At 44.3% G+C, this 26,729-nt stretch carries 24 protein-coding genes; 5 read left to right on the forward strand and 19 right to left on the reverse strand.

Features of this window, described 5'->3' with window-relative positions; translation table 11 throughout:
• Window positions 1-8 precede the first annotated feature (8 nt).
• The 7 genes from mraY to mraZ are packed head-to-tail and all read right to left on the reverse strand — an operon-like array spanning window position 9 to window position 7,498.
• Window positions 9-1,091: a phospho-N-acetylmuramoyl-pentapeptide-transferase gene (gene mraY, locus BM739_RS04920; protein WP_076537980.1), complete on the reverse strand. Its 1,083-nt coding sequence runs from the start codon at window positions 1,089-1,091 to the stop codon at window positions 9-11.
• Window positions 1,092-2,465, reverse strand: a complete 1,374-nt coding sequence (gene murF / locus BM739_RS04925; protein ID WP_076537982.1) for a UDP-N-acetylmuramoyl-tripeptide--D-alanyl-D-alanine ligase — start codon at window positions 2,463-2,465, stop codon at window positions 1,092-1,094. It lies immediately after the preceding gene.
• Window positions 2,462-4,003 carry a UDP-N-acetylmuramoyl-L-alanyl-D-glutamate--2,6-diaminopimelate ligase gene (murE, locus tag BM739_RS04930; RefSeq protein WP_076537985.1) on the reverse strand — a complete coding sequence of 514 codons (1,542 nt, stop codon included), beginning with the start codon at window positions 4,001-4,003 and terminating at the stop codon, window positions 2,462-2,464. Before murE ends, murF begins: the two co-directional genes overlap by 4 nt.
• A complete protein-coding gene (locus BM739_RS04935) occupies window positions 4,000-5,736 on the reverse strand; it encodes a penicillin-binding protein 2 (RefSeq protein WP_076537988.1) in 1,737 nt (578 codons plus the stop codon). The genes murE and BM739_RS04935 overlap by 4 nt, the downstream gene beginning before the upstream one ends.
• Before the next feature lie 10 nt (window positions 5,737-5,746).
• Entirely contained in the window at window positions 5,747-6,061 is a 315-nt protein-coding gene (gene ftsL / locus BM739_RS04940; protein ID WP_076537991.1) for a cell division protein FtsL, read from the reverse strand.
• Window positions 6,062-6,075: 14 nt separating this feature from the next.
• Entirely contained in the window at window positions 6,076-7,017 is a 942-nt protein-coding gene (gene rsmH / locus BM739_RS04945) for a 16S rRNA (cytosine(1402)-N(4))-methyltransferase RsmH (protein ID WP_076537994.1), read from the reverse strand.
• 22 nt (window positions 7,018-7,039) lie between these two features.
• The gene (gene mraZ / locus BM739_RS04950) at window positions 7,040-7,498 is read right to left on the reverse strand and encodes a division/cell wall cluster transcriptional repressor MraZ (protein WP_076538407.1); all 459 of its coding nucleotides are present in this window, start codon (window positions 7,496-7,498) and stop codon (window positions 7,040-7,042) included.
• A 543-nt stretch (window positions 7,499-8,041) separates the two neighbouring features.
• Between mraZ and BM739_RS04955 the strand changes: the two genes are divergently transcribed.
• Window positions 8,042-8,287 (forward strand): hypothetical protein, encoded by a 246-nt coding sequence (locus tag BM739_RS04955; RefSeq protein WP_076537996.1) that lies wholly within the window; start codon window positions 8,042-8,044, stop codon window positions 8,285-8,287.
• A 28-nt stretch (window positions 8,288-8,315) separates the two neighbouring features.
• Here BM739_RS04955 and glpK read toward each other — a convergent pair whose 3' ends face one another.
• From glpK to recQ, 7 genes are all read right to left on the reverse strand, one after another.
• Window positions 8,316-9,797 (reverse strand): glycerol kinase GlpK, encoded by a 1,482-nt coding sequence (glpK, locus tag BM739_RS04960; protein ID WP_076537999.1) that lies wholly within the window; start codon window positions 9,795-9,797, stop codon window positions 8,316-8,318.
• Between the two features lie 323 nt (window positions 9,798-10,120).
• Window positions 10,121-11,464: an outer membrane protein transport protein gene (locus tag BM739_RS04965; RefSeq protein ID WP_076538002.1), complete on the reverse strand. Its 1,344-nt coding sequence runs from the start codon at window positions 11,462-11,464 to the stop codon at window positions 10,121-10,123.
• 531 nt (window positions 11,465-11,995) lie between these two features.
• On the reverse strand, window positions 11,996-12,601 hold the full coding sequence (gene leuD / locus BM739_RS04970; protein ID WP_076538005.1) for a 3-isopropylmalate dehydratase small subunit: 606 nt from the start codon (window positions 12,599-12,601) through the stop codon (window positions 11,996-11,998).
• A 138-nt stretch (window positions 12,602-12,739) separates the two neighbouring features.
• Entirely contained in the window at window positions 12,740-14,143 is a 1,404-nt protein-coding gene (gene leuC / locus BM739_RS04975; RefSeq protein ID WP_076538008.1) for a 3-isopropylmalate dehydratase large subunit, read from the reverse strand.
• On the reverse strand, window positions 14,143-15,237 hold the full coding sequence (leuB, locus tag BM739_RS04980) for a 3-isopropylmalate dehydrogenase (RefSeq protein WP_076538010.1): 1,095 nt from the start codon (window positions 15,235-15,237) through the stop codon (window positions 14,143-14,145). The genes leuC and leuB overlap by 1 nt, the downstream gene beginning before the upstream one ends.
• Window positions 15,234-16,802 carry a 2-isopropylmalate synthase gene (gene leuA, locus BM739_RS04985; RefSeq protein ID WP_076538011.1) on the reverse strand — a complete coding sequence of 523 codons (1,569 nt, stop codon included), beginning with the start codon at window positions 16,800-16,802 and terminating at the stop codon, window positions 15,234-15,236. The genes leuB and leuA overlap by 4 nt, the downstream gene beginning before the upstream one ends.
• 748 nt (window positions 16,803-17,550) lie before the next feature.
• The gene (gene recQ / locus BM739_RS04990) at window positions 17,551-19,419 is read right to left on the reverse strand and encodes a DNA helicase RecQ (RefSeq protein ID WP_083698070.1); all 1,869 of its coding nucleotides are present in this window, start codon (window positions 19,417-19,419) and stop codon (window positions 17,551-17,553) included.
• 156 nt (window positions 19,420-19,575) lie between these two features.
• Between recQ and BM739_RS04995 the strand changes: the two genes are divergently transcribed.
• Both BM739_RS04995 and rarD read left to right on the forward strand, forming a co-directional pair.
• On the forward strand, window positions 19,576-20,040 hold the full coding sequence (locus BM739_RS04995; protein WP_076538013.1) for a thioesterase family protein: 465 nt from the start codon (window positions 19,576-19,578) through the stop codon (window positions 20,038-20,040).
• A gap of 195 nt (window positions 20,041-20,235) precedes the next feature.
• A complete protein-coding gene (gene rarD, locus BM739_RS05000) occupies window positions 20,236-21,132 on the forward strand; it encodes an EamA family transporter RarD (RefSeq protein ID WP_076538016.1) in 897 nt (298 codons plus the stop codon).
• A gap of 35 nt (window positions 21,133-21,167) precedes the next feature.
• Here the strand turns inward: rarD and BM739_RS05005 are convergent, their stop codons facing one another.
• From BM739_RS05005 to radC, 5 genes are all read right to left on the reverse strand, one after another.
• Complete coding sequence (locus tag BM739_RS05005; protein ID WP_083698071.1) at window positions 21,168-21,692, reverse strand: hypothetical protein; 525 nt, start codon at window positions 21,690-21,692, stop codon at window positions 21,168-21,170.
• Between the two features lie 216 nt (window positions 21,693-21,908).
• Window positions 21,909-23,234 (reverse strand): amino-acid N-acetyltransferase, encoded by a 1,326-nt coding sequence (gene argA, locus BM739_RS05010; protein WP_076538021.1) that lies wholly within the window; start codon window positions 23,232-23,234, stop codon window positions 21,909-21,911.
• Between the two features lie 394 nt (window positions 23,235-23,628).
• Entirely contained in the window at window positions 23,629-23,802 is a 174-nt protein-coding gene (gene rpmG, locus BM739_RS05015) for a 50S ribosomal protein L33 (RefSeq protein ID WP_011494790.1), read from the reverse strand.
• A gap of 6 nt (window positions 23,803-23,808) precedes the next feature.
• Window positions 23,809-24,045: a 50S ribosomal protein L28 gene (rpmB, locus tag BM739_RS05020; RefSeq protein ID WP_055025225.1), complete on the reverse strand. Its 237-nt coding sequence runs from the start codon at window positions 24,043-24,045 to the stop codon at window positions 23,809-23,811.
• Between the two features lie 122 nt (window positions 24,046-24,167).
• Window positions 24,168-24,845: a DNA repair protein RadC gene (gene radC, locus BM739_RS05025; RefSeq protein ID WP_076538024.1), complete on the reverse strand. Its 678-nt coding sequence runs from the start codon at window positions 24,843-24,845 to the stop codon at window positions 24,168-24,170.
• Window positions 24,846-25,070: 225 nt separating this feature from the next.
• Here radC and coaBC point away from each other — a divergent pair, with 225 nt between their 5' ends.
• Together coaBC and dut are read left to right on the forward strand one after the other, a co-directional pair.
• Window positions 25,071-26,270 carry a bifunctional phosphopantothenoylcysteine decarboxylase/phosphopantothenate--cysteine ligase CoaBC gene (gene coaBC / locus BM739_RS05030; protein WP_076538026.1) on the forward strand — a complete coding sequence of 400 codons (1,200 nt, stop codon included), beginning with the start codon at window positions 25,071-25,073 and terminating at the stop codon, window positions 26,268-26,270.
• On the forward strand, window positions 26,267-26,725 hold the full coding sequence (gene dut, locus BM739_RS05035) for a dUTP diphosphatase (protein ID WP_076538029.1): 459 nt from the start codon (window positions 26,267-26,269) through the stop codon (window positions 26,723-26,725). Before coaBC ends, dut begins: the two co-directional genes overlap by 4 nt.
• Window positions 26,726-26,729 lie beyond the last annotated feature (4 nt).

Raw genomic sequence — 26,729 nt, forward strand, 5'->3', positions numbered from 1 at the left:
ACTAATAACTACCTTAACTTAAGCGTTGCCAGCCCTAGCATGACTAGGAATAATGAAATAATCCAAAAGCGCACAATCACTCTTGGCTCCGGCCAACCTTTTAATTCGTAATGATGGTGAATAGGCGCCATTCTAAAAATACGCTGACCGCGCAATTTATACGAACTCACCTGTAAAATCACCGACACCGTTTCCATCACAAAAACGCCGCCCATAATGACTAATAGCACTTCTTGGCGCACTAATACTGCAATTGCGCCTAGCCCTGCACCTAATGCTAATGAGCCTACATCGCCCATAAACACTTGCGCTGGATAAGTGTTAAACCATAAAAATCCTAAACCAGCCCCGACTATCGCGGTACATACAATCACCAGTTCACCAGCATCTGGTAAGTGCGGAATATGTAAATAATCAGCAAACTGTGCATGACCTGATAAATAGGCAATCAATGCAAATGCAGCTGCGACCATTACCGTTGGCATGATAGCTAAACCATCAAGACCATCGGTTAAGTTAACCGCATTACTGGCGCCGACTATGGTGAAGTACGCAAGCACGATATAAAGCAGTCCGAGTTGCGGCATCACATCTTTAAAAAATGGCACCACGAGCTGGGTTTCCCCCAGCAGCGTTGCTGAGCTATATAAATAGATGGCTACTGCTAATGCAGCTATGGATTGCGATGCATATTTCCAGCGTGCAATCAGACCTTTAGAGTCTTTTTTTACCACTTTCAAATAATCATCTAAAAACCCAATTGCGCCAAAAGTCCCTAATACAAATAGCATGACGATGACATACCGATTAGATAAATCACCCCATAATAAAACACTGACAAATATGCCTGCCAAGATCAGTAAACCACCCATTGTCGGGGTGCCACGCTTACTAAAATGTGACTCTGGGCCGTCATTTCTGACCACTTGGCCAATTTGTAATAACTGCAAACGTTCAATCAATTTAGGGCCAAACCACAAGCTAAAAACAAGCCCTGTCATTAAACCTAAGATCGCTCTAAACGTTACATATGAAAAAACATTAAACCCGCTATAAAATTGGGTTAAATACTCAGCTAAATAAGCCAGCATCTACACAAACTCCCCACGCCCATTGGCATCCAACAACACTTCGACTACAGTTTCCATTGCTGCGCTTCGTGAACCTTTAACTAAAATAGTTACCTCACCCGGTAACTGATTTACTTTTTTAATCATTGCCTGCGCGACGGCTTTTGAATCACTATAGTGTTCAGAACCAAAGGCTTTACTGGTTTCAGCGCTTAGCTGTCCGCAACAAAACAAGGCATCAATACCCGCTGATTTGGCTTGTTGACCGACCTCGGCATGCAAAAGGGCGCTATTGTCACCCAATTCACCCAAATCTCCCAGCACTAAACATCGAAAACCTCGAGTTTGTTTTAACCAGTTAATCGCAGCGTCTACTGATGTTGGGTTGGCATTGTAACTATCATCAACCAGTAAAATGCGCCCCAACCTGTGTGGCACCATGCGCCCTTTTACTGGCGTTAGGCTTGAAAGCCCGCTAATAATCTCTTCGATGGCAATGCCTAAAGCACTACAAATAGCGCTGGCAGCCAAAGCATTGCTGACCTGATGTTCACCTGCTAACGGAAGCTGCACAAAATGGGACTGGCCAGACATTTCTAAATTGAAGGCATAACAACCACTTGCATCAGCTTCAAGGGCTAATGCTTTAATATCTGCGTCTGTGGTGGCGACTTTGGAAAAACGCAGCTGCTTAAATGCTGCTGATTTTTGCGCCATAAACTCAGCAAAGTCATCATCGGCGTTGATAATGGCGGTGCCGTCTTTACTTAAGTGGTTAAAAATTTCCGCTTTAGCCTGCGCCACACCTTCAATTGAACCAAAACCCTCTAGATGTGCATGGCCGATATTATTTACTAGCGCCACCTGAGGCGTCACCAAAGATGAAGTATAATTAATCTCGCCTTGATGATTGGCGCCCAGCTCAAATACCCCGAACTCATGCTCTTGAGTTAATCGCAATAACGTTAACGGTACCCCGATTTCATTATTAAAATTACCGGCGGTATAAAGCACGCTATGGTGCTGGCTCAAAATAGCCGCCACCATTTCTTTTACTGTGGTTTTGCCATTTGAGCCAGTTAAAGCGATGGCTTTAGGGTTGACTGTCGCGCGCACTAATGCGCCGATTTCACCCATGGCTTTTTGACTATTGCCCACTAAAATTTGCGGAATATCTAGCTCAAGTTGGCGTTCAACCAATAAGGCTTTCGCGCCATTATCAATGGCGGTTTGTGCAAAATTATGACCATCAAAACGTAAGCCTTTTAACGCCACAAACAAGCTATTAGCTTGCATCGCTCGACTATCACTGCTGACATGGTCAACACAAATATCATCGCCCACAAGTTTGCCATTAAGGGTTTGCGCAAGCTGTGAAAGCATCAGGGCAATCATAAGCGCTCCTTTAATGCTGTGTTAGACCTTGGCTGAGTGAGTTCGATAGCCAGTGCTCTTTCATCATATTCAGTTCTGATACCATTGGCCTCTTGATAGGTTTCATGGCCTTTACCTGCAAGCAACACGATATCGCCTGTTTGAGCCAGTGAAGCTACGGTGTTAATGGCTTTAATGCGATCGACTTGTGTGAGTGTGAGTGCGCGCTCAGGAAATGCCAACCCCGCTAATACATCCTCAATAATGGCCGCAGGATCTTCACTACGGGCATTGTCACTGGTGATCATCACGGTATCGGCAAACTGCTCAGCCGCTTGGGCCATTAAAGGCCGCTTGCCTTTATCTCTATCACCGCCACAACCAAAGACACACCAAAGCTTGCCTTTACAATGTATCCGCAGCGCTTTTAACGCTTGCTCGATAGCATCTGGAGTATGGGCGTAATCAACCACTAAGGTGGGCCCGTTGGGCTGATTAAAGCGCTCCATGCGACCAGCAACTGGCGTTAATAATGGCACTAAATCAAGTAACTCTTGCATATCATAACCTTGTAAATACAGGCCACTTAGGGCCGCCACAAGATTTGCTAAGTTAAAGTCACCCAATAAAGGCGAAACAATGCGTCCGCGTAGTGCTAAAGTCGTTTTTTGGCCGCTGTTAATATCCAGATGCGGGTAAACAAAATCACACTGCACGCCAGCATCATTAAACTGCATATTGTCAGTATAAAATTGCGCTTTAGTATTTGCGCTAATGCTAAAGCCATAGAACGAATCATTTGCCAGTTCATCGAACCATTGCTGACCAACGCCATCATCAAGGTTAATCAAACCATGTTTGACACAAGGAAAGGTAAACAGACGCTTTTTAGCTGCGCCATAGGCATCCATATCACCATGGTAATCAAGGTGATCACGGCTTAAATTAGTAAAAATGGCCGTATCAAAAGGCACAGCTTCCACTCGGCCTTGCACTAAACCATGACTGGAGACCTCAATGGCGCACACATTTACCTGTTCGGCTTGAAATTGATGTAATTGCCGGATCAAAGTAATTGCATCAGCAGTGGTATTGCCACTATCGATTAATTGACCCCAAACGCCATTGCCCAATGTACCCATGACTGCAGCTTTTTGCTGTTTAAGTGATACCAATTGCGCAATCAGTTGACTAACGGAAGTTTTACCATTAGTCCCGGTAACCCCAATAATCGCCATTGATGAATGATTAACCGGATACAACTGCGCTGCAACAGCTGAAAGCTGCCGAGTTAATTGAAAAAACGATATCAGCACTGCGCCATTATCTTGGTATTTTACTTGACCATGTTCATCAGGATTATCAGTATGAATTAACGCACCCACGGCGCCATTTTCAATGGCTTTAGTGATAAATTTACGGCCATCAACCTTGTGGCCTGGCAAGGCGACAAATAAACCACCTTGGGATACTTGGCGGCTATCAAGGCTCAGCGTATCAACAGACTCAACACCAGCATAATGAAACCAGGGGGCTAATAAATCACTAAGCAGCATTATTCAGCCCTCTTAGCAATGGCGGCCAATTTAACTTTTTCTTGTTCATTTAATGGTTCTACATTCAGCATCTGTAACGCACCAGACATAATTTTTGCAAATACGGGGCCTGCCACATCACCACCGTGATAACGGTCGCCTTTGGGTTCATTAACCACAATAGAAATAGCTAAACGAGGATTATGCACTGGCGCAACCCCGGCAAACAGTGCGACATAATCATCACCGTAACCACCGGCTACAGACTTACGACTGGTACCGGTTTTACCCGCAATAGGATAACCATCAATATGGGCTTTGGTGGCGGTGCCGCCACGTTCTGTTACCCCTAGCATCATTTCCATGACATCTTGGGCCACTTGCTGTGAAATAACTTGTTCGCCTTTAGGTGCTTGTTTTAGCTTTAAAATCGATACGGGATACAAAACGCCGCCGCTGCCTAAAGTGGCATACATTCTGGCGAGTTGCAGTGGAGTCGCGGTTAAACCATAGCCATAGGATAAGGTCGCACGTTCAAAATCAGACCAACGACGACGATCATGGATAAGGCCGGCGCTTTCACCTGCTAAGTTAATTCCTGAATAATTACCCAAGCCCATTGACTGGTAAGTGCCCAATAGCTCTTGCACAGGCATCGACAATGAGACTTTACTGATCCCCACGTTACTGGACTTAACCAAGATTTTATCTAAGGTCATATTGCCGTAATTCACCGTATCACGCACTTGACGGCCACCGACTCGCATCCAGCCTGGTGAGGTGTTAATCATATCATCACGTTCAACAGTGCCTGCTTGCAGCGCTGCGGCAACCACAAATGGTTTAACGGTTGAACCCGGCTCAAAGGTATCGGTTAAGGCGCGGTTGCGCATGCGGTGAGATTGTAAGTTTTCTCGAGAATTGGGGTTATATGACGGCGTATTCACCATCGCCAGCACTTCGCCAGTGTGTACATCAAGTACCACCACTGAGCCTGAAGTAGCTTGGTTTATTTCTGTGGCGCGTTTTAACTCGCGATAAGCTAGCTGCTGAATGCGTTGATCGATACTCAAGACTAAATCATTTGAGCTCTCGCCTTCTTCCACCATATCTAACCGCTGTACTACTTTACCATCGCGGGATTTACGGACTTTTTGTTTTGAAGGGGTGCCAGTAAGCCAGCTATCGTAAGCACTTTCGATGCCTTCAATGCCAACATCATCAATATTAGTTAGACCCACTAGCTGGGCGGCAGTTTCACCTGCGGGATAATAGCGGCGTGATTCAGACTTTAAATAGATGCCAGCAATTTTCAGCTGCTTGATATATTCCGCAACCGCTGGAGTCACTTGACGTTTAAGGTAAATAAAGCGCCTTTTAGGGTCGCGCTGCACCTTGCTAACAATCTTATCAACGGGCTCATGTAAAATATCGGCCAGCGCTTTCCAGCGGCGCATATCTTGAAAGGCATCTTCATCATGGGATATTTTAGGATCAGCCCACACAGCTCGTACTGGTACACTCACTGCCAGCATTTCACCGTTTCTGTCGGTGATTAGGCCGCGCTGCACTTGATTACTGGTGGTGCGTAAGGTGCGCATGTCACTTTCGTGACGTAGTTTTTCAGGCTCAATAATTTGAATATAGGCGGCGCGGGCAATTAACGCAGTAAACAGCAGCAGCACAAAACCCACCACAACGAATAGTCGCCATGGGATCAGTTCAGGGTTTAATTTACGTTTTGCTTGTCTGCTCATTATTCCTTTCTCATTGCAGCCTTATCACCACTTCTTCTTTAGGTAGTGGTCGCACCATTTTTAAATCTTTAGTGGCGCTCCTTGTCACTCGACTGTGTTCCGACTTAGATTGCTCTTCCAGTAACAAGTTGCGCCATTCAATGTCTAAGCGGTCACGTTCTTGTAGTAGCTGATCTAATTGCGAGGTCTGTTTTCGGGTCGCATAGCTGGTATACACCACACTCATCGCATTGCCGATTACAATTAGCGTCAGCAATAATATCCACTTGTGCTGCCAAATATCGGCTAACACTATGCGGGATAAATTGATTGATGACTGCGCCAATATAACCTCAGTAATTAATATTCAAGTCGCTGCGCAACGCGCAACACCGAGCTTCTTGCTCGTGGATTTTGTTCAATTTCAATATCAGAAGGCTTCATTGCCTTACCAATGGCTTTTAACTTTTTAGATTTATTGATTTCAGCTTCAGTGATGGGTAACCCATGAGGTACGCTTTCACCTTGGCTATGGCGACGAATAAAGCGTTTCACCATACGATCTTCTAATGAATGAAAGCTAATCACCGATAAACGCCCTTCTGGCGCTAACACAGACACAGCGCCTTCAAGGGCTTGATCAATTTGCTTTAATTCACTATTGATATAAATTCTTATCGCTTGGAAAACACGCGTCGCTGGATGCTTATTACGCTCTTTATTTTTAGTAATACGGGCAATAAGGTCGGCTAAATCTTTGGTTCTTAAAAAAGGTTTTTCATCTCGATCCGCTGCAATACAGCGGGCTATGTGACGTGAGTTTTTCTCTTCGCCATAGGTTTTAAATACCCAAGCCATATCTTCAATTTCAGCCTTAGCTAACCACTGCGCAGCCGTTTGACCTTGGCTATTATCCATACGCATATCCAGCGGGCCATCACGTAAAAAGCTAAAGCCACGCTCGGCATCATCTAACTGCGGCGATGACACCCCTAAATCCAACAGCACGCCATTGATTTTGCCTTTCAAGCCTAACTCGGTAACGTATTCAGCCAACTGGCCGAAACCACCATGAACGATTTGAAAACGGGAATCATCGGCAAATTGCTTTGCGGCTTCAATGGCTTGTGGGTCTCTATCAATGGCAATCAAGCGGCCGTTTTCACCGAGCTGACTCAGCACATGCCTTGAATGACCACCACGACCAAAGGTGCCATCAATATAGATGCCATCCGCTTGGATATTTAAACCATCAACGGTTTCTTGCAGTAGTACAGATAAATGGGCAAATTCTTGGCTCATCAGACTCTTCTTAATTAATTGTTTATAATGAAAAATTAGCTAATCTTTCATGGCTAGTAAGATCTGCAGCTTGAATTTGCTGATGACTTTCGTCCATCTGCAACTGCCAAGCAGCTTCATCCCACAACTCAAACTTATTCAGTAAACCCACCAGCATGGTTTTCTTTTGCAGGCTGGCAAATTGTCTTAATGCGGGGGGAACGAGCGCACGTCCATTACCATCTAACTCACATTCATGAGCGTGGCCTAATAATCTTCGTTTCATGGATCGTTCAATGTGATTGGTGTCTGACAGTTGCAATAGTTTTGCTTCTATCAGTTCCCATTCATGGATTGGATAAATCAATAAACAAGCTGATTGGATATCAACGGTGATGACGACAATGCCACTGTGCTCGACGCGTAAGGATTCTCGGTATCGCATTGGAATAGCGATCCGTCCTTTTGCATCCATATTTATCGCACTAGCACCCCGAAACACGATCATTAATCCCTATGATTTGTTATTAAAATTCCCACAAAAAACCACAATTCCCCACAACCCTTAAGTTTAGGGACACAACACAAGTATTGTCAAGGGATAGAAGATTAATTAAATCCAGTTCTGAAGCGGGTTCGCAGCAAATTTGATTTAATTTGTTCTAGGTGGAGGAAAGTGGATTTTATGGGGCTAAATGAACGAAACCATACACATAACAACGACTCTAGCGGGGTAAAATGTGGCGAAAATGTACTAAAAATTGACCATTATCATCTTAAAATGACAATGACCACGCTATCAAAGTTATATTTGTATAATAAATATTCACTCACAATGTGAGAAAAACCAGTTCAACAAATTGTCTTGCAGCCTTGGCGTTTTTAAATCTAAGCACATAGCAAACTTTTAATTTGCCTTTACGCTAAAACATCCTCAAACAAGGATGACTGCTAGCGTCTTATATTTAAAACCATTAGCCGCTTAATTTATAATCAAAACGGCCGATAACAAGATATACTCAATACAGCATCAAAGGAGGTAATCATGAACCTAGATATTCTCTATGCAGTAACTGCCAGACCGCCAAGGCAGGCTACCACGCCTAAAAAACAAGTGAAAAAAGTTTCTGACTCAGCCGTTATCAGTGCTGATAACCATCAGGCGCCGCAAACGCCATTGCCACCAGCAAGCTTAAGCAGAAAACAGCTGGCTCAAGCTAACAGCAACGCTGACGCAAAACAGGCCACTAGTGACAATACAAACGTCACACATATTGATATTGAAATTTAATCGTTTACCAGTGACTTTAAAATGCCCTTTAGCCGATGGTTTGCCTCACCGCCTTTTTCCATCCGCGATACAAATCTTGGCGACAGCTATCATCCATTGCTGGTGAAAAATGCTTATCAGCCACGGCAATGTTTTGTAACTCTTCAGTAGACTGCCAAAAGTTAACCGCAAGACCTGCTAAAAAAGCTGCTCCCATGGCTGTGGTTTCAGTCACTTGCGGGCGAATCACATCAACATTGCTGATGTCGGCTTGGAACTGCATTAAAAACTCATTTGCCACTGCGCCGCCATCAACGCGGATTTGTTTAAGTTCGACACCTGAGTCTTGTATCATTGCCTCGAGTAAATCCTTGCTTTGATATGCAATGGCTTCTAACGCTGCGCGAATAATATGACTACGATTTACCCCGCGGCTAAGTCCAACAATCGCGCCTCTGGCATCCGCTTCCCAATATGGGGCACCCAAGCCGACAAATGCTGGCACTAAATACACCCCATTGGTATCGTCCACTTTATTGGCAAAGTATTCAGTGTCATGGGCATCTTGGATCAAGCCCATTTCGTCCCGCAGCCATTGGATCACCGCGCCGCCCATAAATACTGCCCCTTCAAGGGCATAGTTAACCTTTAGATCAGCGCCTATAGCAATGGTGGTTAATAGGCCATGATCCGATACCACTGCCTTATCACCGGTGTTCATCAGTAAAAAACAGCCAGTACCATAGGTATTTTTGGCCATACCGGGTTCAAAACATAATTGACCAAATAACGCCGATTGCTGATCCCCTGCCATACCCGCCACGGTAATATCGCCACCGACAATGCTGGTTGAGCCGTACACAGCACAAGAGGGTTTCACTTCGGGTAACATCGAAGCCGGAATACCAAAGGCCGTTAATAACTTTTCATCCCACTGCTGCTGATGGATATTAAACAACATGGTCCGCGAGGCGTTGGTGGGCTCAGTAACATGTACTTTGCCTTTTGTGAGTTTCCACACCAGCCAGGTATCTATGGTGCCAAATAACAACTCACCGGCCTCGGCCTTTTCCCTAGCACCTTCTACGTTATCTAGAATCCACTTAATTTTAGACGCGGAAAAGTACGGGTCGAGCACCAAGCCTGTGGCGGATTTAATATAAGCTTCAAAGCCGTCGGCTTTGAGTTGCTGACATATACTTTGGCTCCGACGACACTGCCACACAATGGCGTTATAAATCGGCTTACCGGTTTTCTTATCCCACACTACGGTGGTTTCACGTTGGTTGGTGATCCCCATAGCGGCAACATCATCACCGCTAATCCCCGCCCGAGACAGCACTTCAATCAATGATGAACTTTGAGATGACCAAATCTCCATTGGATCATGCTCGACCCAACCCGCCTGAGGATAAATCTGGGTAAACTCACGCTGCGCCACCGCCACCATATTGGCTTTATGGTCAAATACGATTGCACGAGAGCTGGTTGTGCCTTGATCTAATGCAATAATGTATTTCTTAGCTTGCATATTACTATCTCATATTATTAATTTTAGTTTGTTCACATGAATTGAATGCTGTGAATCGGCTATCATTTCATTTATGTGATTTATCATACTTTACATTGCAATCGTTTTGCTGTCATTACAGTTATACTTGTTTATTCTGCCTAGCCACGCTATTTCACTTGGGTATAAAACCAATAATTAGTCAATAACTTAGTATTTGACCATGGCTTTTTCACACTGTTACCAGTCAAATATAGCTGGCATATCAATATTAGCCTGATGATTTTCAAATAACAAAAAGCCCCGCAATTGCGAGGCTTTGAATGTATTAATAATACTGTCGACTACATCTTATAGCTAAACTGCACACCTGCTAACCACACATCGGCTTCAACATCACCGCTGTAGTTCACAGACGCTAAACCTAATAAGTCTTGAGTCTCATCGATTGGTGCATCACCGATACCTTTGATATAAGTGATGGCAAAATCAACCGTAAGGTTTTTACTGGCCTGATAACCCGCACCGGCACTAAACCATAAACGATCTGAATCTGGAATAGTGGTAGAGCGGTACTCATCTTGAGCCGCGCCGTTATCTAATGCCATACCGCCACGGACTAACCATTTATCATTTAGCTGGTAAGTCGTGCCTAAGGCGAAGCGCCAGTTGTCTTTAAAGTGTTCTTCTTTAACCAAATCAGACTCAAGGTCGCCAATTGGTTTGATTTCACCAGGGAAATGCGCCACTAACTCATCAAAGACACTCCACTGAGTCCAGTTAACGCTGGCGTGCATGGCCCAGTTTTCCGTTAATTGGTGATGAGAGGCAAGCTCTGCAAATGCAGGGATCTCAATCGGCAAGTAACCTTCAATACTGACATTTTGACCACCGTCATAAAGTAGCCCTGATGCATGACCGTCTAGTTCTAGCTCGACACCACTGTGATAAGCAAAACCTAAACGGTGCTTGTCATTAATCTGCCAGCTAGAACCAATTTTCCAACCGATGGCAATATCATCACCTTCCATGTATTTAAGGCTTGTACCAGCAGCCGGCAGTATAGGTGCTAAATCAGGTAATTGAGCTTTAATGCCATCAATCCAACCTGGCATTGATGCGCCAACATTACCTTCACCGTAAACAATACGCAGACCCGCACCAATGCTAACCGCATCATTGATTTTATAGCCAATGTTTGGGTTAAATTCCACGGTAGTGATTGCAGTATCATCACCAAATATCGCTGCTGAGTGAGTTGCATCCAACTCTGTCGCTAAACCGTAATTTGAGTGAAAAGCCAAACCCCAAGTCCAGTTATCGTTTAACTGATTTGAGTAATAAAAATTTGGAATAAGCGCATCACCGGCAAAATCAATGGCATTGCTTGGGATAACAATAGGATCAGCCCCTAGTAAAGGCGATGAAATACTGGTTTCACCCAGCACATCAACATTAGGCATAATATAAATAGCACCTGCAGACAATTGGCGACCTTCAAGGTAAGTCAACATGGCAGGGTTTTTGGTTTGAGCGCCAGCATTATCTGCCATCGCAGCTTCACCAGCAAAAGCACGGCCTAAACCTGTAGAAGAATATTCAGCTAATTGAAAGCCTGCTGCACTTACTTGAGTCGTTGCCCCTAACAGCATGGCGCTTACTGCCACGGTTAATAATTTCTTTTTCATCATTTGTCCCCAGGTATGCAAATTTATTATTTGCTTAATCTCTTACATCATTAGAGCAATAGCTCAATTTGAAATCGGGGCAAGTGTACTGATGCAGAATATATTTACAACTAAATGCCTAAAAACAGAGGAAATAACTACCTTTTCGGTGTTTGCAATATTTTTAAGTGACAAGGATCACACACCAAGCGAGAAAAAAGCGTCAATAACACTAATTGATTCGCTGAAGCATATTAAAAATAGTTAACTAAAATATTTTTAATATTGATATTCAATAACTTGCTAAAAAACATACGACTCACAAACCTGCGCTGAATTTTATAGTTTTTTTAACTACCGCTATAAATCGCCAAATTTCATAGCTTAAAAAGCCAATAAATACAGTATGATAAGTAGTTAGTTATTGTTGGGATACATAAAAAAGCCTTCTAGGGTTAGCTAGAAGGCTTTATTTAATACCGGATTGGTACAAGTGTAAGCTTAAATGTTAATCGCCAATGTTAAACTTACAATTGGCTCATCAATCTTACATCAGCCACGCCAAGCAGGAATATTGGCTTCATAGTCGCTAATTGCCGCAGCAAATTCCAGCGTTAAGCCGATGGCATCTAAGCCATTAAGCAACTTGTGCCTTGCAGACTCTGCCAAAGAAAAGCTAAATGTGCTGCCTTGTGGTGACGTTACAGTGAGGGCTTGCAAATCAACACTGATTTCGGCCCCTTCTTGAGCATCAACTTCAGCCATTAATTGGCTCACTTCCGCTGCGGTTAACTGCACAGGTAATAAGCCATTGTTAATGGAGTTACCGTAAAAAATATCAGCAAAACTTGGCGCGATAATTACCCGTAAGCCAAAGTCAGCTAATGCCCACGGCGCATGTTCGCGACTTGAACCACAACCAAAGTTTTCTTGTGCGAGTAAAATCGACGCGCCTTTATAGCGCGGTAAATTCAGCGAAAATGTCGGGTTATCTTGCTCGCCCGCGTCATCTAAATAACGCCAATCATGAAATAAGTGCACCCCAAAACCATCGCGAGTGACTTTTGATAAAAATTGCTTAGGGATAATTTGATCGGTATCTATATTAGCGCTGTCGATAATCACCGCTAAGCCCGTATGTGCTGTAAAAGCTTGCATCTGTTTCTCCTAGTGGTTAACGGCGTTATTTGAATTTGATATCACATCGATATTTGCGCTATCAATACTATTAACCTTAACCGCTAAGCCCGTATGTGCTGTAAAAGCTTGCATCTGTTTCTCCTAGTGGCTTGGCAATTAATAAGGCTTACGAATATCAACAAAGTGACCGGCAATGGCTGCCGCTGCTGCCATAGCAGGGCTCACTAAGTGAGTTCGACTACCACGCCCTTGGCGACCTTCAAAGTTACGATTACTGGTAGATGCACAGCGATCGCCAGCCTCTAGTCGGTCATCGTTCATTGCCAGACACATTGAGCAGCCCGGTAAGCGCCATTCAAACCCAGCTTCTAGGAATATTTTATCTAAACCTTCCGCTTCTGCTTGCAGTTTCACCTGTCCAGAACCCGGTACCACAATAGCGGTGACGCCTTCGGCCACTTTACGGTTTTTAGCATGATGGGCGGCGGCACGTAAATCCTCAATGCGAGAGTTAGTACATGAACCAATAAAGACTTTGTTGATGGGAATATCCACCATGTTGGTGCCAGAAGTCAGCCCGATATACTCAAGGGCTTTTTCCATGCTGTCACGCACAGTTGCATTGGGCTCAGACTCAGGGTTAGGCACTTGTGCATCAATAGCTACCACTTGGCCCGGATTAGTGCCCCAAGTTAACTGCGGCGCGATTTCAGCAGCTTCAAGCACCACTTCGGCATCAAATACTGCATCAGCATCTGTTTTAAGTGCGGTCCAATCTGCAACAGCTTGCGCCCAAGTATCACCTTTAGGGGCAAATTCACGCCCTTCAAGGTAATCAAATGTGGTTTGATCTGGCGCGACCATGCCGGCTTTAGCACCCATTTCAATGGCCATATTACATAAGGTCATTCGCCCTTCCATTGATAAGGCTTCAATAGCTTCGCCGCAAAACTCAACCACGTAACCGGTACCGCCATCCATACCTAAACGGCCAATGATCGCCAATACGATATCTTTAGCCGTAATGCCCGCGGCCACATGACCACGGACTTCAATTTTCATGGTTTTAGCTTTTAACTGACGTAACGTCTGGGTGGCTAACACATGCTCAACTTCAGAGGTGCCGATACCAAATGCCAAGGCGCCAAAAGCGCCGTGGGTGGCGGTATGGGAGTCGCCACAGACAATCACAGTGCCGGGTAAGGTAATACCAAGCTCAGGTCCCATGACATGAACAATCCCTTGGTTAGGATGGTGAATGTCATAAAGTTTTACGCCAAACTCTTTACAATTTTGCGCTAGGGTTTCTACCTGAATGCGCGCCATTGGGCTCATGGCATCTAAGCTTGCGCTCAAGGTCGAAATATTATGATCCATGGTGGCAAAGGTTTTTTCAGGAGCACGTAATTGACGACCCGCTGTTTTTAACCCGCTAAAGGCTTGCGGTGACGTCACTTCATGAACTAAATGACGGTCAACATAAACAATCGGCGCTTCCGAGTCGGGTGATGCGACAATATGTGCATCCCATACTTTTTCATATAGCGTTCTTGCTGCCATTAGACACCTTCCTTAATAGCATTAGCGATATAGTCACCCATTTCACTGGTTGATTTCGCGTTATGACGCTCATCGCTACTTAATAGCTCGCCAGTTAAATAGCCAGCTGATAAGGCTTTACCCACTGCGCGTTCTATGGCGCTCGCGGCATCTTCAAGTTTTAAGCTATGACGTAGTAATAAGGCAGCTGATAGAATTTGCGCCACAGGGTTAGCAATGCCTTGGCCTGCGATATCAGGTGCACTGCCACCAGCAGGTTCATACATACCAAAACCACTGCTGTTAAGGCTTGCTGAAGATAAAAGCCCCATTGAGCCGGTTAACATGGCAATTTCGTCTGACACTATGTCGCCAAAGAGGTTCGAACACAGCATCACATCAAATTCATTCGGGCGACGTAATAATTGCATGGTGGCATTGTCGATGTAGATATGTTCAAGCTCCACATCAGCGTAGTCTTTAGCCACTTCTTCAACCACTTCACGCCATAACACTGAACAGGCTAATACGTTAGCTTTATCCACTGAAGTAACTTTTTTACGGCGACCTTGAGCCGACTGAAAAGCAATATGGGCAATACGTTCAATTTCACGGCGGCTATAGCGCATGGTATCAAAGGCTTCTTCATCCAGGCCTTCGCCTTGACGACCCTTTGGCTTACCAAAGTAAATGCCGCCTGTTAATTCACGCACACATAACACATCAAAGCCTTTGCTTGAGATATCACTGCGCAGCGGCGACATATGTTCAAGGCCTGCGTGTAATTTTGCCGGACGTAAATTACAAAATAATTCAAAGTGACCACGTAGCGGCAATAGCGCGCCACGTTCAGGTTGATCATTGGGGGCTAAGTGTTCCCACTTAGGGCCGCCAACACTGCCAAATAAAATCGCATCTGATGCTTCACAGCCTTTTAAGGTTGCATCAGGCAGCGGGCAACCATGGTTATCAATGGCAATACCACCCACATCGTACTCGGCATATTCAATGTCGAGAGCAAATCGGGTTTCAACTTCATTCAGCACTTTACGTGCTTCAGCCATTACTTCTGGTCCAATACCATCACCGGCCAATACAGCTATTTGATAACTCATACTCCACCTAACTCCCTTTCTTTATGAATCTGTTGTTTAAAATCAGCCACTTTATCGGCGCGATAGGTTAAGTTCATTACATGAACCAAGGCCTGAGCCGATGACTCGACAACATCGGTTGCCAAGCCGACACCATGGAATGTTTGCTGATTGTATTCAGCGGTAATATCCACTTGGCCTAAGGCGTTTTGCCCTTCGCCTTTAGCGCTTAATTTGTAATTGGTAATATTAATGCTACGACCTGTTGCACGAGCAATAGCATTGTATGCCGCATCGACTGGGCCGTTTCCCGTTGCCGCTTCAGTGATTTCTTTGTCATCAACCACGATGCGCACTGTGGCAGTGGCAACCCCTTCAGTTGAATCAGAATGCACCATTAAATGTTGCAGTGAGTAATTATCATCATCTTGAGACTGGGCTTCGATAAACACTAAGGCTTCAAGATCATAATCAAATACTTGACCTTTTTTATCAGCTAGCTTCAAAAACTGATCGTAAAGGCTGTCCATATCATAATCGGTCTCTTTATAGCCCATTTCTTCCATGCGGTGCTTAATCACGTGACGACCTGAGCGCGAAGTCATATTCAAGTTATTGCGATTAAGGCCAATACTTTCTGGTGTCATGATCTCGTAAGTATTTTTAGCTTTTAGCATGCCATCTTGGTGAATACCTGATGAATGCGAAAATGCATTAGTGCCCACTACCGCTTTGTTTGCTTGTATCGGCATATTACATAGCTGACTAACAAGCGATGAAGTGCGGTGAATTTCTTTGGCATTAATGTTGTTTTCAAGTCCTAGCAAGCTCTTACGGGTGGCTAAGATCATCGCTATTTCTTCAAGTGAACAGTTACCAGCACGCTCACCAATACCGTTAACGGTACATTCAATCTGGCGGGCACCATGCTCAACAGCAGTGATAGAGTTAGCCACCGATAAGCCTAAATCATCATGACAATGCACCGAAATCACCGCTTGGTCGATATTCGGCACTCGGTTAAACAAGGTTTGAATTATGCCGCCAAACTCACTTGGAATGGTGTAACCCACGGTATCTGGGATATTAATGGTTCTCGCCCCTGCTTTAATGGCCTCTTCTACCATACGGCAAAGGTTATCAATCGGCGTTCGCCCAGCATCTTCACAAGAGAACTCAACGTCATCAGTAAAGCGGCGTGCGTATTTAACCGCGCTCACCGCCATTTCTAATACGTCATCAAATGAACGCTTTAATTTGCTTTCAACGTGAATAGTTGAGGTTGAAATAAAGGTATGAATTCGAAATTGATCAGCAACTGATAGCGCTTGCGCTGCGGCATCGATATCTTTTTCTAATGCGCGTGATAAGGCGCACACGCGGCTATTTTTGATGGTTTTGGCAATGGTTTGCACTGACTGAAAATCACCAGGCGATGACACAGGAAAGCCCACTTCCATAACATCAACACCTAAACGCTCAAGAGCCAATGCAATTTGCAGCTTTTCTTTAACCGTTAAACTGGCTGCTAACGCCTGCTCGCCGTCTCTTAATGTGGTATCAAATATTATGACTCTATCGGACATCTGTTTTCTCCATCGAACCTGGTTGTTCACGTTAAAGTTTGTTCGCTTTGCTAATGGATTTGAGTGTTTTGCTCATTCAGTTCATTAGACTTTTTGTTTGCTATATAAATCAATCAGAGGCAGAAACAAAAAACCCCGCGGCTATTAGCGCGGGGTTTGTGAATGCTAGTAAACTTATTTAGCTTGTAACACAAAGGACTCCGCGCAAATATTGCGTAAGAGAAGAAGGAGACCTAGTAAAATGCTACCACTATAAATATTCATTTTATTTAACTAACTATTCTGCAATTAATTTATCTATACCCACTTTTTATCCTGACCAGCTGGCTGTGTCAACCCCAATTTATTCATCTTTTGTACAACACTGCAGCTTAAAAGCTTGATTAACGCATTACTTTTAAGCACAAATAAATCCCCATATGCCCGTACACTGCTGTTTACACGTAATTTATAGTTTTTTTTCGCCTTTATTAATATGCAAAAAACCGATTTGAGATTTCTAATATTAATCTGGTTAAAGGCAGGCTTTAGTTATATCTAAGCCCAAAGAAGCTTAAGCCTTAACGCGGCTAAGCGAGGAAGACAAACCATGACAGGCTTGTTTTAAAATGCAAACAGACGAGGGGCAAATGATTAGAAAGGAGTGTTTATAAGGAACGAGAACTAGCATTAGCGGCTAACGAGTCACCAATGCTGCAGATAAGCTGTTTAAGCTAAAGCAATTAACATAGCCTTGAAGGCGAGTGAGTTAATTCTCAATCAAATACTGACTAATTTCATCAAGAAAATCACCGCCGAAGCGACTTAACTTGCGCTCACCGACACCATTTACCGCCAGCATTTCACCGGCACTGGTGGGCACCATCGCTGCCATTTCCGCTAAGGTGGCATCATTGAACACCAAATAAGGTGGCACATCATGTTTTTCAGCCAATTCACGGCGCAGCAGCTTGAGTCGAGCAAATAATTTACGATCATATTGCTGCGGCGCACGAGATGAACTTTTGCGTTTACTGGTCACTAACTGAATCCGCGGTTCGGCGAGCTGTAAGCTGGCTTCCCCACGTAATATTGGTCGTGCTGATTCATTTAGCTTTACTGAAGATCCGCGAGTAATATCTTGGCTCGCTAACCCTAAATGAATAAGCTGCCTAATCACACTGAGCCAATATTCATGGCTGTGATCTTTACCAATGCCCCAAGTGGACAGCTTGTTATGGCCGCGATCCATCACGTTGGCGGCTTTTGAGCCCCGCAGCACATCAATGACTTGGTTAACACCGAAATATTGATTGAGTCTAAAAATGCACGACAGCACTTTTTTGGCATCTTCGCTGCCATCATAACGCTTAGGCGGATCGAGACAAATATCGCAGTTACCACAAGGTTTTGAGCCACTTTCATCAAAGTAATGCAGTAATACTTGTCGGCGGCAGGTTTGCGCTTCAGCAAAGGCTGCCATGGTGTTCATTTTATGTAGTTCAACATCTTGCTGTGGGCCAGGTTCTGATTGCTCAATCAGGTGCTTAACGCGGCCAATATCAGCAGGGTCAAACAACATATACGCTTCGGCATCTAAGCCATCACGGCCTGCTCGGCCTGTTTCTTGATAATAAGACTCAACGCTTTTGGGGATATCATAATGCACCACAAAGCGAACATTGGATTTGTTAATTCCCATGCCAAACGCCACGGTAGCAACCACAATATCGATTTTGTCTTTTAAAAAATTATCTTGAATCGCGCCGCGCTCTTCTTGGGTCATCCCCGCATGATAAGCAGCGGCGCTAAAGCCTTGTAACTTTAAGCGATCGGCAACTTCATCGACTCGACGGCGGCTACTGCAATAAATAATGCCGTTACTGCCCTTTTGTAACTGTAAAAACTGTTTGAGCTGGTTAGCCGCATTAAGCTTTTCAACTACGGTATAGCGAATGTTAGGACGATCAAAGCTGGATAATAAACAAAAAGGACTGATTTGCAGCCGCTGACAAATACTTTCGCGGGTAGCCTGATCTGCCGTCGCCGTTAACGCCATCAGTGGCACATAAGGAAACAACTGCTTCAGTTGACCAAGGGCGGCATATTCTGGTCTAAAATCATGGCCCCACTGGCTAATACAGTGAGCCTCATCAATGGCAAACAATGAGATTTGTAACTCATGCATCCGCTCGATAAAGTCAGGCCGTAGCAAACGCTCTGGTGATACATAAAGCAATTTGATTTCGCCTTTATGTAAGCGTTTTAAAATCTCAACGGTTTCATCGCGGGGTAAAGAAGAGTTCAAATAAGCGGCGGCAACACCTGACTGAGTCAAGCTATCAACTTGATCTTTCATCAGTGAAATTAGCGGCGATACCACAATGGTTAATCCAGGAAGCACCAAAGCCGGTAATTGGTAACACATGCTCTTACCGCCACCGGTTGGCATAATCACTAGAGTATCTTGGCCACTTAAGGTCTGCTCAATGATCTCACGCTGACCTTCACGAAAGTCACGATAACCAAAGATTTGCTGTAATTGCTGTCCAAGCACATCTTCCACAACTGGGGTTGCAGAAACAATCGCTTGCGCTGGAACTTGAGACTCGACTGGGCTAGAAATAAGATTATCCATTAATAGGGCTTGAGATCAGATGCAGCATTTTAAAGCACTGAGGCGAAGATGTCTGCACACAAACCGCAACTGCTCAAATATGCAGCATTGATTTTACCAAGCCGATTAGGCTAGATTAAATGCTCTACAATAATAACGATAGAAATTAGGCTGCATATGACCACGGATGTCCAACTACAAGCATTAAAGCAAGTCGCTGAAATATTTGACCAACATGTGCCATTTCATAATTTACTCGGCTTAGAGATAAAGCGCTATGACGAAAATGGTGTCGAGGTGGTGATAAAAATGAAGCCTGAGCTTATCGGTAATATTCATCAAAATATTTTGCATGGCGGAGTCACTGCAACCTTGCTCGATGTCGTTGGCGGACTGACCTGTTTTGCTGGATTAGTCTCAAGTAGGGATGATTGGACCTTAGAGCAATTACAACAACGTCTTACCACCTTAGGCACTATTGATATGCGGGTTGATTTTTTGCGCCCTGGACGCGGTGAAATATTTACTGGCACAGGTTGTGTTATTCGTGCAGGTAATCGGGTGTCAGTCTGTCGCATGGAGTTACATAACGAACAAGGTACTCACATCGCCTTCGGTACAGGAACCTATATGGTGGGTTAACCCTTTACGACTAAAGCCACAAAAAACTAACACAAACATCAGCTTAAAACATCTTCGTTTGCCGTTTTATACAAACTGCGATAATGCTGAGGTTAATGAGTAGATCTTATTGAAAAATGATCCAGCGATTAGCTTGAGAGATCGGCAAAGGCAACCTACAATCGCCCTCTCTTTGTCAGCTGTTTGTGGAAATTCATGCAAGATCTTGAAACCCGTAAAGGTATTATCCTCGCCATTTGTGCCTATAGCCTATGGGGCGTAGCACCACTGTATTTTAAATTACTCGCTGATGTGTCTGCCTTTGAGATCTTGGCTCACCGCGTTGTGTGGTCATTTATCTTTATTATCATTTTAATGCAGTTTATTGGTGGGTTTAGCCGCCTTGCCATTTTGCTTAAACAGCCCAAACAATTACTGGTGCTAGCGCTTACCTCGGTGTTGATTGCACTTAATTGGCTGATTTTCATTTGGGCGATTAACAACGACCACATGCTAGATGCCAGTTTAGGTTATTTCATTAATCCACTATTTAACGTCTTACTGGGGATGATATTTTTATCTGAGCGCTTACGAAAATTACAGTGGTTTGCTGTAACGCTGGCCGCTATTGGTGTCATTATTCAGCTGATCTCTTTTGGCTCTATCCCATTGGTGTCTTTAGCGCTGGCAGCGTCATTTGGTTTTTATGGTTTATTACGTAAAAAAGTCAACATTGATGCCAAAGCGGGTTTATTGGTTGAAACCGCTATTTTACTGCCTGTGGCATTAGGCTATTTAGCCCTCACGCTTGATACCGCATCAGCGAATATGTTCACTAACGATATCGAAATGAACTTAACCTTAGTGGCTGCAGGTATTGTGACCACCATTCCCTTGCTGTGTTTTGCTGGCGCTGCGATGCGCATTCCACTATCTATGCTGGGCTTTTTCCAGTATATCGGCCCAAGCATCATGTTTATTTTGGCCATTTACCTGTTCAACGAGCCGTTTGATATTGAAAAAGGGGTCACGTTTGGCTTTATTTGGAGCGCGCTAGTGGTATTTACCGCCGACATGGCGCTGCAGCGTCGCCGCCGGTTAAAGTCAGCCTAATCGCTTAGGGCTTAGTTCTTAGGACTTAGGGCTTATCAATGCTTCATAGCCGCAATGGCTTTCATTGCGGCTGGGTTATCTTCTAGGGTGGCTAAAATCACATAGCCTTTCGTGGTTGGCAGTAGCAATGCATCGTCCCTTGTGAGCGACACCAACGCCTTATCGCCGTTTTTAAGGGTAAACCATCCTAGTGAGTATCCGGCAATGCCTATGCCGTTTGTACGCCACTGTGGCGTTAATTCTAATTCAGTTGTTAAGTCCACTACTCTCGCTTGCTGCCAAAGTAACTCATCCGTGTTGAAATCCTGACTGTAAAGGGGGATCGATAACGTCAAAGGCTTATTGTCAGGCTTTAGCGTTAACTGGCTATTATTGGTTTGATACAGGGTCCATGAGAACAGTATAAACAGGAATAAAATAATTCCGTAGCTAACATACAAGGCGGTACTCGGTAATTTCTTCACCCAAATCAACGCCGTTAGTCCTAATAATCCAATCAGCACCCCGACAAAATTGAACGTGCCGTGACTGCTTAACCCTGCTAATGCTATTTCAGTCATTATTTCCTGCTTAGTGATATGTTTTATAAGGATACATCTTTATTTATTTTTCAATATTATCATAATCTTCATAACATGCTGACAAGCATAGTTTTACTCGTTAAAAGCTTGCCTAAACATCAGTAACCGTGATGAGTTAGCATCTAAAGCGCACAAAAATGCCACCGTAAGAACCTTCACGGTGGCATTGTTATAGCGACTTAATCGCAATACAACTTATAAGTCTAACGCCAGAATTTTTGAATTACGTTGGAAGTTATACAGCTTCTTTTTCGCATTAGGCAGTTGTTCAACATCAACAATATTAAAGCCATGCTCCAAAAACCAATGAATACTGCGGGTGGTTAAGGCGAATAACTTTGAATAACCACGCACACGCGCCTGACCAATGATGTTATTGAGCAATACACTGCCTCTGTCGGCATCACGATAATCTTGATGCACCACTAAACAGGCAAACTCACCGGCATTGTCTTCTTCAAAGGGATATAACGCCGCGCAGCCAATGACTAAGCTATCGCGCTCAATCAGCATAAACTGCTCAATTTCCATTTCCAGCTGCTCACGGGAGCGGCGCACGAGCACCCCTTGCTCCTCTAATGGGCGAATAAGGTCTAATACCCCACCGATATCGCCAATGGTGGCGCGCCTTAAGCGCTCAGCGCTTTCAGTAACAATTTGGGTACCAATACCTTCACGGGAGAACAACTCTTGTAGCAAAGTGCCATCTTCAAGGTAGCTCACCAAGTGACAACGTGGAATGCCATTACGACAAGCATCAATACTGGCCTTTAAAAACGCCATGGTACCCACACAAGATTTACCCGCCGTTTGCATTTCATCCAAGATGGACTGCGCGCCATTTGGCATCAGCTCAGCAATCACCTCGCCGTCTTTGCCTAAAATGCCGTGGGTATTACTAAAACCAATAATTTTGTCGGCTTTAAGCTTTATAGCCACTTTGGTGGCCACTTCTTCGGCGGTTAAGTTAAAACATTCGCCAGTGACAGAAACCGCAATAGGCCCCATCAATACAATACAATTTTTATCCAACTGGCGCTCAATACCTTGCGTATCAATGCGGCGCACTTTTCCGGTTAGGCAAAAATCCACCCCGTCATCGACCCCCAAAGGCTGCGCAATAACAAAGTTACCACTGACAAGGTTGATTTGTGCATTTTGCATTGGGGTGTTGCCAAGGCTCATTGACAGCCTTGCGGTAATATCAAATTGCACTGAGCCAGCAACTTGCTTAATCACTTTTAACGAGTCTTCATCAGTAATGCGCACGCCGTTGTGATAACTCGGCTCGATACCCGCATTGTGCATGGCGCTATCAATTTGCGGCCTTGCGCCATAAACCAATACCACTTTAATCCCTAAGGAGTGCAACAAGGCGACATCGTTTAAGATGCCTCTAAATTGATTATGCAGCAGGGCTTCGCCGCCAAGCATGACAACAAAGGTTTTTCCGCGATGAACATTAACGTATGGCGCTGAATGGCGGAAACCATCAACCAGCTCTGTGGTTCTTAAAGGCACATTAACCCCTAAACAAATAATCAATCAGAACAGTCAGTGACAAACCCACCAACAATATAATTACGCAATAATATTGCATTTAAATTCACTTTAAAAGCATTTTATCGCATTAGTAATAGTTTTAGATCATAAATAGCGCCTATAAAGCAGCAAATAAGCTCACCTAGCTGCCAAATAGTACAAATGGCGTTTATGCATAAGGCGGCAATATAGCGTCAATAACTGAATCATGAAGATAAAATAGGCGTAACGACCTCTATCACTGTAAGGCGTTGTTTATAAAGCAAGAGAAAAGCATAACCGATTGAAATTGATAACGCGGAGATCTGGATTACATTTTTGACAGGCAAAAAAAAAGCCCCATAAAGGGACTTTTTTAAAAGAACAAAATCAATTACTTGATTTTAGCTTCTTTATACATAACGTGCTGGCGAATAACTGGATCAAATTTCTTGATTTCCATTTTTTCAGGCATGTTACGCTTATTTTTTTCAGTAGTGTAGAAGTGACCAGTTTTAGCACTAGATACTAATTTGATCTTCTCACGATTACCTTTAGATTTAGCCATTTTCTATTATACCTTCTCGCCGCGGGCACGAAGTTCTTTAACAACAACTTCAATACCTTTTTTGTCGATGATACGGATACCTTTAGTAGATACACGTAGTTGCACGAAGCGTTTTTCTTCTTCTAACCAAAAACGGTGGTTTTGTAGGTTAGGTAAAAAACGACGACGAGTCGAATTTTTAGCGTGCGAACGGTTGTTACCAACCATAGGCTTCTTGCCAGTAACTTGGCATACTCTTGACATGTCAATCTTCTCCAAAAACAATTTTAAAACGCTCGAGCATTTATGTGCCTCGTGTGGCCGTCGCCCGAGGCACAAAGAGGGCGCATTTTATACACGATAACAAAATTAAGGTCAAGCGTTGTTTAATTTATCCACCCGCGCTCAGCAAAAGAAACTATCTCCTGATCGCCTACAACCATATGATCTAAAAGAGAAACATCGATAGTAGATAAGGCTTTTTTTAATCTGTCAGTAATTTGCCGATCTGCCTGACTTGGCTCTGCAATGCCAGACGGGTGATTATGACACACTATGACTGCCGCAGCTTTTTTTTCCAACACCAAGCTCACCACTTCACGTGGGTAGACTGATGCAGAATTAATCGTTCCGCGGAATAATTCTACAAATTGAATCACTCTATGTTGGCTATCCAACAATAGTAATGCAAACACTTCATAGGATCGGTCTGCTAATTGTCTCATTAAATAGTCCCGAGTTAAATCAGGATTTACCAAAATTTGCCCTCTACGCAGATTTTCTTGCGAAATTCGCTTAGAAATCTCCGATGCCGCCTGTAATTGGGCATATTTTACCGGCCCAACACCCGACAATTGGCAAACTTGACTACGCGGTGCACAAAATAAAGCCCTTAATCCGCCAAACTGACCAATCATATCTCGGGCAAGATCGACCGCATTTTGACCTGCTATGCCATTTCGCAGTAAAACCGCCAGTAACTCAGCATCCGATAAATGCCCGGCACCTAAATGTAATAATTTGTCTCTTGGCCCTTCTCCATCAGGCCAGTCTTTAATCGCCATAAACACTCCTTGTTTATTATCATCCGTGACGGGGACACTCATGCTGGTATGAGTAAGTTATACATAGTGGGTAGCAATAGCTTTTGTAAATAGCGAGTTGTGACCCTGAGTTGTTGTGACCCTTAGCACATCATTATGGTCTATATTTTTAATTTCGGATCATCATCCTTATTTAGATTGTGATATCTTAGCCGCAATATCGCGATGAGCAGGATTGAGCAAAACATGCTGACAAATAAAAAAGTCCTTCTAGGCATAGGTGGTGGTATCGCTGCCTATAAAAGTGCCGACTTAATACGCCGCCTTAAAGAGCGCGGTGCAGATGTTCGTGTGGTCATGAGCCAAAGCGCCATGGAGTTTATTACCCCACTGACAATTCAAGCGCTATCAGGTCATCCTGTGGCCTCAGATTTACTCGATCCTGCAGCTGAAGCCGCAATGGGACACATTGAGCTCGCTAGATGGGCTGATGTGGTTATCGTCGCGCCAGCGACAGCTAACCTCATAGCTCGTATTAATGCAGGCATGGCGGATGAGCTGTTAACCACAACTTGCCTTGCCACAGAAGCGCCGGTTATCGTTTGCCCAGCGATGAACCAGCAAATGTATCGCAACCTTGCTACCCAAGAAAACATTGCCAATATTAAACGTAAAGGCATTACCGTTTGGGGGCCTGCCAGCGGCGATCAAGCCTGTGGTGAAGTCGGCCCAGGCCGAATGCAAGAGCCATTAGCCATTGCAGAGCAACTGGTGCAGTATTTTGCCCCAGCTGAAAAACCCTTAAACGGTTATAAGCTGATCTTAACCGCGGGCCCAACCCGTGAGGCGATAGACCCAGTTAGATACATCTCTAACCACAGCTCAGGCAAAATGGGCTTTTCATTAGCCAGCGCCGCCAGCCAAATGGGCGCCGAAGTGACCCTCATTAGTGGCCCTGTTAATCTAGCCACCCCAGCGGGCGTTAAGCGCATCAATGTCGAATCAGCACAACAAATGCTAGATGCCGTCATGGAAAACATTGAAGACCAAGCTATTTTTATCGGCTGCGCTGCAGTGGCGGATTACCGCATCGCCAGCGTCGCGGAATCTAAAATCAAAAAGTCGGCAGAAAACATGCAACTTGCGCTCGTTCGCAATCCTGATATCTTAGCCAGCGTTTCAGCACTAAAAAATCGACCTTTCACTGTAGGTTTTGCTGCAGAGACCGATAACGTAGAAGAATACGCCCGTGGCAAGCTTGAACGGAAAAAATTAGATCTCATTGCTGCAAATGACGTATCAATTGCAGGTCTAGGGTTTAACGCCGATGACAATGCACTGCAAGTGTTCTGGAAAGACGGTAGTGAAAAACTACCCGCAACAGACAAACTGACACTGGCAACACAATTACTTACTTTGATAGCAGCAAAGATTAAAACATCATGAAAACACCTGTAGAACTTAAACTTCTCGACTCGCGTATTGGCAGCGAGTTTCCTTTACCGGCTTATGCCACCCCAGGCAGTGCAGGTATGGACTTACGTGCCATGATTGATACCACTATGGTTATCGAGCCAGGTGAAACCGTATTAATCCCAACTGGCATAGCGGTGCATGTTGCCGATCCAAGCTTAGCTGCCGTGATCTTGCCTCGCTCAGGCTTAGGTCATAAACATGGCATCGTATTAGGCAATTTAGTCGGCTTAATTGATTCAGACTATCAAGGCCCCTTAATGGTGTCTTGCTGGAACCGCAGCGATAAAGCCTACAGTATCGAAATAGGCGATCGTTTAGCGCAGTTAGTTTTTGTGCCTGTAGTACAGGCGCAGTTTACCTTAGTCGATGAGTTTGATACCTCAGAACGTGGTGAAGGTGGATTTGGTCATTCTGGCACCAAATAACCTT

Origin of the sequence: Shewanella sp. UCD-KL21, from assembly GCF_001957135.1 — a bacterium.
Lineage (GTDB): Bacteria > Pseudomonadota > Gammaproteobacteria > Enterobacterales > Shewanellaceae > Shewanella.